The organism is Methylobacterium sp. J-070 (assembly GCF_022829385.1).
Lineage (GTDB): Bacteria > Pseudomonadota > Alphaproteobacteria > Rhizobiales > Beijerinckiaceae > Methylobacterium.
Genome location: NZ_JAKSXX010000173.1, coordinates 1 through 9,935 on the forward strand (window position 1 = coordinate 1; position 9,935 = coordinate 9,935).

The 9,935-nt window shown below is 65.2% G+C and carries 10 protein-coding genes; 6 read left to right on the plus strand and 4 right to left on the minus strand.

Annotated features, from left to right (window positions below; genetic code table 11):
* On the minus strand, positions 1 to 648 hold a 648-nt coding region (locus MKL01_RS19030; protein ID WP_243906768.1), incomplete at its 3' end, for an outer membrane protein.
* A 514-nt stretch (positions 649 to 1,162) separates the two neighbouring features.
* Between MKL01_RS19030 and MKL01_RS35770 the strand changes: the two genes are divergently transcribed.
* A complete protein-coding gene (locus tag MKL01_RS35770; RefSeq protein WP_279604728.1) occupies positions 1,163 to 1,738 on the plus strand; it encodes a helix-turn-helix domain-containing protein in 576 nt (191 codons plus the stop codon).
* 437 nt (positions 1,739 to 2,175) lie between these two features.
* On the opposite strand, the gene MKL01_RS19040 is transcribed toward MKL01_RS35770, so the two are convergent.
* The gene (locus tag MKL01_RS19040) at positions 2,176 to 3,354 is read right to left on the minus strand and encodes a zinc-dependent alcohol dehydrogenase (protein ID WP_243906769.1); all 1,179 of its coding nucleotides are present in this window, start codon (positions 3,352 to 3,354) and stop codon (positions 2,176 to 2,178) included.
* A gap of 472 nt (positions 3,355 to 3,826) precedes the next feature.
* Here MKL01_RS19040 and MKL01_RS19045 point away from each other — a divergent pair, with 472 nt between their 5' ends.
* From MKL01_RS19045 to MKL01_RS19060, 4 genes are all read left to right on the plus strand, one after another.
* Complete coding sequence (locus MKL01_RS19045; protein ID WP_243906770.1) at positions 3,827 to 5,323, plus strand: hypothetical protein; 1,497 nt, start codon at positions 3,827 to 3,829, stop codon at positions 5,321 to 5,323.
* A 239-nt stretch (positions 5,324 to 5,562) separates the two neighbouring features.
* Positions 5,563 to 5,841 (plus strand): hypothetical protein, encoded by a 279-nt coding sequence (locus tag MKL01_RS19050; RefSeq protein ID WP_243906771.1) that lies wholly within the window; start codon positions 5,563 to 5,565, stop codon positions 5,839 to 5,841.
* Between the two features lie 184 nt (positions 5,842 to 6,025).
* Positions 6,026 to 8,245 (plus strand): TonB-dependent siderophore receptor, encoded by a 2,220-nt coding sequence (locus MKL01_RS19055; RefSeq protein ID WP_243906772.1) that lies wholly within the window; start codon positions 6,026 to 6,028, stop codon positions 8,243 to 8,245.
* Between the two features lie 115 nt (positions 8,246 to 8,360).
* A complete protein-coding gene (locus tag MKL01_RS19060; RefSeq protein ID WP_243906773.1) occupies positions 8,361 to 8,639 on the plus strand; it encodes a hypothetical protein in 279 nt (92 codons plus the stop codon).
* A 189-nt stretch (positions 8,640 to 8,828) separates the two neighbouring features.
* Here the strand turns inward: MKL01_RS19060 and MKL01_RS19065 are convergent, their stop codons facing one another.
* Positions 8,829 to 9,083, minus strand: coding sequence for a hypothetical protein (locus MKL01_RS19065; RefSeq protein ID WP_243906775.1), 255 nt, complete (start codon positions 9,081 to 9,083; stop codon positions 8,829 to 8,831).
* 111 nt (positions 9,084 to 9,194) lie between these two features.
* Here MKL01_RS19065 and MKL01_RS19070 point away from each other — a divergent pair, with 111 nt between their 5' ends.
* A complete protein-coding gene (locus MKL01_RS19070; protein WP_243906774.1) occupies positions 9,195 to 9,743 on the plus strand; it encodes a hypothetical protein in 549 nt (182 codons plus the stop codon).
* 36 nt (positions 9,744 to 9,779) lie between these two features.
* Here the strand turns inward: MKL01_RS19070 and MKL01_RS19075 are convergent.
* Positions 9,780 to 9,935: HU family DNA-binding protein (locus MKL01_RS19075; RefSeq protein WP_279604727.1), on the minus strand; the 156-nt coding region annotated here is incomplete at its 5' end.

Here is a 9,935-nt window from a genome sequence, read left to right on the forward strand (position 1 = left end):
GTTCAGGAACGAGTCGGTGGGGAGGGCGTACTCGACGCCGCCGCCGACGGCGTAGCCGGTGCGGAAGCTGTCGTTGGTGGCGTAGCCCCCGAAGGAGCGGTCAGCGCTGCCTGAGCCGTAGGCGAAGCCGCCGGTGCCGTACACGAGGGTGCGGTCGAAGGCGTAGCCGAGGCGACCGCGGACCGTGCCGAAGAAGTCGAGGCTCGACAGGCCGCGCGGGTCGGTGACGTAGTAGCCCGGTGCGACGGCAGCGCTGGTGATGGCATTGTTCCGGCTGCGGCCGAAGTCGAGGTACTGGGCGTCGGCCTCGACGCCGATCACGACGCCGCGGCCTGGGGTGAACTGGTAGTTGTAGCCGACCTGGCCGCCGCCGGAGAAGCCGTCCTGGCTGCGGTTGCCGAAGGTCGCCGAGGCCGGGGCACCACTCGCTGTGAAAGCGCCGGGCACGGTGAAGGTCGAGCCGGTGTTGTTGCTGCTGGCGTCGAAGGCGTAGCCGGCGTTGATACCGAAGTAGGCGCCGGTCCAGGTGAAAACCGGCACCGGGGTGAACACCGGCGGCGGGGCGGCCCGGCGCGGCAGGTCGGCCGCCGAGGCGGCGCCGGTCAGGAGCGCCGTCGCGGCGCTGGCGAGCAGAAGCTTCTTGATCATTGGGTCCTCAGTCTCCCGTTGGACGGGATGTGTGCGCGGCGACAGAACGGCAGCGTGCACGGCTGCGATAGTGCACAACGGCAACAGGTCTGACGCATTGCACCTAAAGAAACAATGAACAATTGGACGGCTTACGCAGACTATGACGTAACTGTGTTCGACTTATCTCGAATGTTTCTACGTGTTTCTGTAAACCAATTTCAGAAACAAAAAGCCCCTCGACTTGCGCCGAGGGGTTAAAGGCTTCTTTAGCCCCAGGACCAACCGAAGCTACACCTCAAGTGAACTCGATTTGATGCCATCTGGCAAGTAGGATTATGAGACCCGGCACGATGCTCGCCGTAGTGACTAGCCGCCCACCCGGGCGCTGCGCAGCATCCCGTAGAACTTGCCCGGGTCGGACATCTGCTGAGCCTGCTGCAGCTAGATCCGGTGAACGGCTGGGACGGTCTGAGCCATGCCGTGGCATCATGCGGCCGGACCGATAGGGCGAACGGCGACCGGGAGATAATCCGTGCCGAAGCGCCGTCCCGAGGACCCTGACGCTGTACTCGCGCCCCGGGTGGAGGTGGTGCCCCGGCGTGGGCTGAACCGGCAGGAGGCAGCCCGCTACGTCGGGATCAGCGCGGCCAAGTTCGACGAGCTGGTGCGGGAAGGGCTGATGCCTCAGCCCTTCCGGATCGGCTCTCGGGTCATCTGGGATCTGCGGAAGGTGGATGACGCCTTCGACGCCCTGAGCGAGCCTGAGAAAGCTAATCCATGGGACGACTGGGATGCCTCATCACAGGCGCAGAGCAAAGCCTCGCAGAAGGAGAGGCTGGCCAAGGCCGACGCGGCGAAGATCCAAGCCCGGAAGGACACCAAACGCCCCGCGACACGTATCATGATGTCCGAGGACTATCCCGGGCACCCTAATGTCTATGACCCGACGACGTTGGCCGAGCGGTGGCGTTGCAGCGTGCAGCACGTCCGCAACATGATCCGGCGCGGCGAACTGGAAGCCTTTCTGCATGGCGGTGTGCTGACCCGGATCAGCCCGGCTACCGTCATCGCCTATGAGAAGGCGAACACCATCCACGCCAAGAGGTGAAAGGGTAGGATCCCACGGTTTTCAGACTACCCGAAGCGACCAGGCTCTGAACCCAATCAGCTCGATTGCGGTTAATGAGGCTGGCCGGATCGAGGAAGCCCACTGGGGGCCTGGGTCGATCCGCGAAAGCCGCTGTTTCAACCGCGAACACCCAGCAGCGGGCCACAAAGGAACCGGAAGCAGTCACCACCGAGCGAGGGAACGCGGTTCTCGATCAGCGGCTGACACCTTCCCTGGGTACTCCCCCGTTACTCCGTATCAGCGGCTGACAGGGACACCTAGAGTGCTAGCGATCTTGCTCGCACCGATAGGGCCTCGTGCCTTGCCCTGTGCGCCCAATTCGGGCCGACGTCATGCGCAGAGAGGCTGACGTCAGCACGTGTGATAGCTCGGTAGCCGCCCCTCTCCTGATCACTAGGGGCGGCTCGGGCTCAATCTCAACCATGTGGCTTGAACACGACCTTGGTGCAGTTGTCGGTCTTGTCTCGGAACATGTCGTACAGCGCTGGGCCGTCCTCCAAGTTCGTGGACCGATGGCTGATGATGAACGAGGGGTCGATCTCACCCTTCTGGATACGCTCCATCAGCGGCTTCATGTAGCGGACCATATGCGTCTGGCCCGTCTTCAGGGTCAGACCCTTGTTCATCAGAACGCCGAGCGCCACCGGCCCGACCGGCCCGGCGAAGACGCCCGGCATCGAGACGTTGCCGCCGGGGCGACAGGCCAGGATTGCCTGGTTCAGCGCGAACGGCCGCTCAAGGCTGACGGTGTGTTCCATGATGGCAGAGGACACCTTCTGAAGCGTCGTGTCCGCCCCGTGGGACTCCATGCCGACCGCCTCGATGACCGAGTCCGGCCCGAGGCCATGTGTCATCTCCATCAGCGTATCTTGAACGTTCTGGTTCGAGAGGTTGATCGTCTCGGCCCCGGCCTCACGGGCGAGCGCCAATCGCTCCGGCACGCTGTCGATGGCGATGACCCGCTTGGCGCCCAGCAGGTAGCAGCACTTCACCGCCAGCACGCCAACAGGTCCGCAGCCCCAAATCGCGACCGTGTCCTCCGGGCCGATGTCACAGTGCTCGGCGGCCTGGTAGGCCGTCGGGAAGATATCGCTCAGAAACAGCACCTGCTCGTCGGTCAGGCCCTCGGGCACCACGATGGGGCCGACATCGGCGTAGGGTACCCGCAGGTACTCGGCTTGGCCGCCGGCGTAGCCTCCGGTGATGTGCGAAAAGCCGAACAGGCCTGCGAGCGGGTAGCCGTAGGTCTCCGCCTGCATCTTGCCGTTGGGGTTGGTGCGCTCGCAGCAGCTCCAGTTGCCCCACTTGCACTGGCGGCACTCGCCGCAGCAGATCGTGAACGGCACGACGATGCGGTCACCGACCTTGAGCTTGTGATTGTCGCGCCCGACCTCGATGACCTCACCCATGGTCTCGTGACCGAGGATGTCGCCGCACTCCATGGTGGGCATGAACCCGCCCATCAGGTGCAGGTCCGATCCGCAGATGGCACAAGCGGTCACCTTGATGATGACGTCGCGCCCGTGTTCGATCTTAGGGTCAGGAACGGTCTCGCAGGTGATCTTGCCCCGGCTCTGCCATGTGAGCGCTTTCATCGAACTCGTTCTCCCGCAGATGCAAACTGCAGGGATAGCCCTTCGCAACTCGTGCTGTTCCCGAACGAACGGCCTCTTTCTCGCTGATGTGAGAGAAACAGCGCTCCAGCGAGAGCACTAGGATGCCTCGACATCACCCCGCCGCCCGCCATCTTGAGCCCATGCTCGCGCAGCTCGGCCAGACCTACGGTCCACAAAGGGAGCCGTCCGCACCTTCAGTGCATGTGGTGTGATACCCCTCCCGCTACCGTGCTTCTTACCGTACCGCTGCCATCAGCTACCGCGCCTTGCCGCACGCTGCCGTCCCTCAGCCGTGTACAGCCGTCGTCCTGCCGCCTCGGCATCATCGCTAACGGCATGGGCCATCGCCGAGGCTCACGCCGAGTATGAGTTCTTCGACGCCTGACGCCGCCACCGCGCGGCGCCCGCTTCGCCGCGCCTCCTCTCATCCTGTGATCCTTGGAGGCCGCTCGTGCCCTCTCTCAAGCTGTCCAATCCGTTCCGCCGTGGCGCTGACCGCTCGACCCTCAAGCAACGCGCCGCCAACCTGAAAGCCGGCCTTAGCCAGCACGTCGGTAGCCCTCAGACCGTTCCCGAGCCGGGCACGACCCCCACGGAGGCCGACGCCGAGCTGCTACGGCTCGGTGCGCAGTTCGAGGTCGCCCGCGCCCGCGAAATTGCGGCCTGTGAAGCTTGCAATGCGGCTCAGCATGAAGCTGACCGGCTCATGCCCAAGCGCCCGGCCTGCCTGATCTACCGCGCCTCTGACGCCCGCCTGAACGTCCACCAGAACTGGATGATGGCCGAGGCGCTGGAGGGGCGGGACATTCGCAGCGCGGATGTCGAAAGGCTGCGCCGCATCATGCCGATGCGACACGAGGTGCTGCGCCCGATCCGCCCGGGCGAGCGCGCCCACATCGACCATCCCGGGTGCAAGTTCGACATCGTGCCCCATCCTGAGGCGCAGGCTCGGGCTGAAGAGATCGTAACGGCATGGGAACGCTGGTGCGCCGCCAAGGCGACGATTTCAATGCAGCACGTAACCCCAGAGCTTGATGCCGCCGCCAACGAAGCCGGCGACGTAGCGGCCGCGCTCGCCGGGCGTATCGCAGCCCTGCCGGCCCGGACGGCGGAAGGCTTCCGAGTTAAGCTGCGGGCAATGGAGAGCTATAACCCCCGCGCACTTCCGGCTGAGATCCCGGGGGAGCCGGACCAGGACCAACTCCTGGCGCACTCGCTCTGGCGCGACGTACAGGGCGGGGCGCAGCCTGCGGCCGAACCCGTGGACTGGCACGCCCCGCCGCCCGGGTTCATGGCCTACCCGGCAATCGAACCGCAGAGCTTCCTCATCATCCGCGAGGGCCTGCGCCTAGAACTGGGTCGTCTCCATCGGATCGCTCTGGCCGAGTTCCATCGGAAGGCCGAGGGTCTACGCGAGCGCATGAGCGAGGACAAGGCGCGCGAGCGGGAAGCTACGAGCCGCACTGAGTTGTTCCTGTCGCCGCTCACGGCTGCGGTCGACCCGGATAGCGACGGCGCTGCTGCACTCGCCGGGATCGACGTGCCTGCGCGGACGCGAGCCACCAACCTGCTCGACCAGTACGATCTCACGGCCGAGGCGCTGGAGGATCTGGTTGCCCTGCACGACACGGGTGGCCTCATCGTCGACATGGCTCATGCCGTGTGCTGGCAGGGGCGCTGCCATACCCGCGGGTGGAACGAGAATAACAATCCAGGAGATCGCTACAACGCAGCCGGGCGGCTGATGCAGTGGCTGGGCGACGAGATGACGGAAGTGGTGGGGTTAGCCGTCCGAGAAGCGGCGCAACGCGTCCCCTCGACCGAAACCGATCGGGAAGCCCGGCTCACCCTCATGGCCCGGGGCATCGTTGAGGACGGCGATCCCGAGAAGACGGCAGCCTTGGCCCGTGAGCTGACCGACCTCGCAGCCGAGCAGGCGCGGGCCTGAGCAGTCCGCCACCTCCTTTGCGTACCGCGTACCGCCCCGGCCGGGTTCTGCCGGGCCTCCCCTCAACTCGACCCGAGACTTCACACCATGGGCGATCTGCTCAATTTCACCCCCGTCCGAAACCAGTCGCTCCGGCGATCTCGGAGCCACTGACCGGTCCTTCCCTTCGCGCCAGCCTAGAGGAGGCGGCGCAGACCGCTCTCGACGCGGCAGACCGCATCATCGCGGTTCTGGACCGCATGGACGGCGATACGGACCTTGAGGACGGCGCCGACGCCGAGCCGTCCCTAGCCGCCCCCGAGAACGCCACCGGCTCGCAGGTAGTCTACATGCGCGGGAACGATCAGGATCGCGAGACCGAGGCGCCAGAAACCGCGCTGCCGGAGGTGGCGGCCGAGGCGATACCGGAACCCCAGCCCGAGCCGCAGCTGGTGGCAGAGATCCTGCCCTGGCGCGGACGCGGCAACGTTATCGCAGTGGCCGGCACGCTACTTCTGGACCTGCTGGAGCGCGCCTGATGCCGAGGGCGCAGGTCATGTTCGGCGCGGACCGGGGAACGTTCGTTAGTGCTCAGCTTAGAATACCTTCAGATTTGAACTGATATAAGTGTGTGATTTAAAACACGCTTTCGGCTTGATCAAGGATCCGTGAACGATGATTACGGCTGCAATGCGCCTTTCCAGGCGCGCGACAGCGTGATCTATGTCCCACCGCTCCTCGCTCCTCGCCGCCCTTCTCGCAACCACCGCTCTCGTCGGCACCGCGACGGCGCAGGACGGCACCGTTCAGCTCGACGAGATCTCGGTCCATGCAGTGGGGCCCGGCAGCTCCGCCCCGGGCCCGGCGGGCTCGGGCAGCCTCAACGTCAGCGCGGGCGACGGCGGCACGGCCGCGACCAGCGGCGGCGGTGGTGGTCCGTCCGGCGTCACGGGCTACACCGCTCGAGTCGTAACAGCCGGGACCAAGACCAACACGCCGGTGATCGAGGTCCCTCAGTCGATTTCGGTCCTCACCCGCGAGCAGCTCAACGACCGCAACGTCCAGACCTTCACCGACGCTGTCAACTACGTCCCGGGTGCCATATCCGCCCGCTCGGGCTTCGACCCGCGCTTCGACCAGATCTTCATCCGCGGCTTCGACGTGCTCACCAACCAGGGCATCTACCGGGACGGCCTGCGCGTGATCGGCAGCGGCTTCGCCTACCCGAAAAGCGAGCCCTACGGCGCGGAGGCGCTCACCATCCTGCGAGGTCCGGCCTCCGGTCTCTACGGCCTCGGCTCGCCCGGCGGCATCCTCGACATCACGAGCAAGAGGCCCGTCTTCGTGCCGTTCGGCGAGGTCCAGTTCCAAGCCGGCAGCTTCGACCGCTTCCAGGGCAATTTCGATGTCGGTGGTCCGATCGAAGGATCGGGCGGCACCATGGCCTACCGGCTGACCGGCGTGCGGCGAGAAGCCGGCACCTTCATCGGCCTCGGCACCACCGACGATCAGCTCAACATCGCACCCGCCTTCACATGGAAACCCGACGCGGCCACGACCTTCACGTTCCTGAGCGAGTTCCAGGTCACCAACACGCCGGCGGCGACGTTCTACTACAACTACCCGGGCTTCCGGGTGTCCAATTTCTACCAGGGTGACCCGCGCTTCATCGGCCTCGACCAGACTCAGTATCGGGTCGGCTACGCCTTCGAGCACTTCTTCACGCCGGACCTCGTCTTCCGCCAGAACTTCCGTCACTACGGCCTGTTCCTAAGCGGCAAGTACGTCGACATCAACAACATCAACGACGCAAACACGATCGGCACGCGCGACACCGGCTACATCCGCGAGGGCCTGGTGCAGCAGACGTTGGACAACCAGCTGGAAGCGCGCTTCGCCACCGGCCCGATCGCCCACACCGTGGTCGGGGGCGTCGACTATGCCCGGTACAGCCTGTCCGAGCGCCTCGGTTTCGGCCTGGCCCCGGACCTGAACCTCGTCACGCGCAACTACGGGCAGCAGTTCATCCCGACGCCGGCGCTAGGGCCCGCTGCGCGTCAGACCCAGGACCAGGTCGGCGTCTACCTGCAGGATCAGGCCAAGTTCGGCGACTTCATCCTGACGCTGAACGGACGCCACGATTGGGTCTTCCAGAACAACTACGCCACACCCGACAGTGCGGTCTCGCGACAGGACAACTCCGCCTTCACCGGCCGGGTCGGCCTGGGCTACGTGCTCGCGCCGGGGCTGGTGCCCTACGCCAGCTACGCCACGACCTTCACGCCGCAGGTGGGCCTCGACCGGAACGGGCAGGCGTTCAAACCCGCGACCGGCGACCAGATCGAAGCGGGCGTGAAGTACCTGATCCCCGGCACCAACATCCAGACAGCGTTCGCCGGCTTCGACATAGCCCAGTCGAACATCCTGATCCCCGACGCGAGCAACCTCGCGTTCCAGACTGCCGGCGGCGCCGTTCGCTCGAAAGGCTTCGAGGCCGAGGCCACGGCCAATCTCGCGCCGGGGACGAACCTGACGATCGCCTACACACACGTCGACATTCGGTTCGTGAACTCGGTCTCGGCCACGGGCGAGTCGCTCGCCGGGAACCGCGTGTCCGGCATCCCCAGCGACACCTACGCGTCGTTCCTGACTTACGCCTTCCCTCCGTCCTCAGCCCTGCGCGGCCTGCAGATCGGCGGCGGCATCCGCTACATCGGTTCGAGCCCTGCCGACGACCAGAACACGGTGCGCAATACCGCCGTGACACTCTACGACGCGCTGGTCGCCTACGACTTTGCCGCGCTCGATCCGAAGTACAAGGGCTTCCGCGCACAGCTCAACGGCTACAACATCTTCGACCGCAACTACACCACATGCTCGTTCGGCTTCTGCAACCGCAACCAGCCGGCGACGGTCATCGGCAGCTTGATCTATCGATGGTGAGAGGGCCCACCTCCGGCGGTCGGGCGTCCGGACATCAAGCTGCCACATCGGCGTGACGACCGTAGCCCGTCGCGTGGCAGGCTGCGGTCGAAGCGACAGGGCGAGGGAGGTTGACTTGCACGAGTTCGACTTGACCCCGACCTACCAGGATACTCTCCGTCTCAATCAACTCCGGAAGAAGGCGAAGAGCTTCGGTCTGAAACTGTCGAGGTCACGCTGGCATCAGCCTTATGTCCGAAACCGCGGTGGCTTGATCCTTCTCGATAGCCAGGACGAAATCTTTGCGGGAGAGGGCTATAGCCTCGATCTCGCGTCCGTCGAGCGGATCCTGTCCGTCATGGCCGATCAGATGCCACCTTCTATGTCGCGATCGATCGAACGTATGCGGCGCTGATAGGAGGTCATATCCCGAGCCGATCATACTGCTGGTGAGCAGACCTTCCAGAAAGCCGAGAAAAGTTGGAAGCAACCGACGACCGGCTGCTGCGCCTGATGCGGCGCTGGTTGGCCTGCCACGAGGCGATCGGTGCCCGGCCACAGGCCGAGGAGCCGTAGCCCGTCGCGCCAGTGCGGACGGCGCGGGCTACTCCCGGACGAGCTTCGGCTCCGGTTTGGCAGCGCGCGTCAGGCTCTGGATCGTTCGCGGCGGCCGACCGGCCTTCTGGGCAATCTCGGCCTCCTGCTGCTCGATGAGATCGCGGGCCGGCTGATCGCCATCCAAGCCGTCTAGGTTCTCCATCGGCAGGCGCCGGTTCGAGGCTCGGCTGCCATCGTCGAAGACGACACCGAACAGGACGGTGCCGCGCTCCTGCGGCAGCAGCTTGATGCGCTTGGCCATGCCGGGCTGATACCCGGGCAAGCTCGGCAGCGCTAGATTGGTGGACGTGGTTGACGGCATGATCGCATGGGAGGAGGCTCAGGGTGGGAACCGGCTACGGAGTTAGCCACCATGAGCGACTTCGATCACATCCTGAACTGGAAGCTTCTTCGGGGCTCGCACGACTTTCCGGGCCCCACAGGCGGCACCTGCATCAACGAAGCGGCGGTCGTGGCGTGCGGCTTTCCGTACCAGCGTGTCTCGTCAGTCAAATCCATGCCGGACTGCTTCTCGCGCCCGATCTGCCGGCTCGCCATGCAGTTGAACGACGAGGCCACGGATGCGCAGCGGCAGCGCCTTCTACCGTTCGTGACCCGGCTAGGCTGCGCTGACACACCTGAGATCGAGCGACAGCGGGAGCGCTATATCAGCAGGCGTATCAATCTCGACTCGTTCTGCCCGGTCGCATCGTACCAGTTCGGTTTCGATGAGGGTCTGGTCATTCTGGAAGGCGCACTTGCCATCGGGCGACAAGCGGATCCGCTTGGCTTGGACGAGGCAGCCAGCCGATTGGATGCAGCACGGGGCACGGATGCCTCGGCAAAGAAGCGGACTGGCTTCCTGTCCACGAAGATGAAATCGTGGCTGAGCCGGCCGCAGGCGCTTGAGAACATCGACTGAGGGTCAAAGGCGGAGCCATGGGGGCTGGCGGGGCGGTCAGGATACCCGCAGGATCCGCTCCGCTACCTCCTCAGGATCGACCTTCTCAAGGTTGAGCCGCGCCTGCATTCCCTTGCCCGGTTTGAAGTAGACGTGCACCCTGGCCGGGACCGTCACCTGCTTGCCGGTGCGCGGGTTACGGGCGGCCCGGGG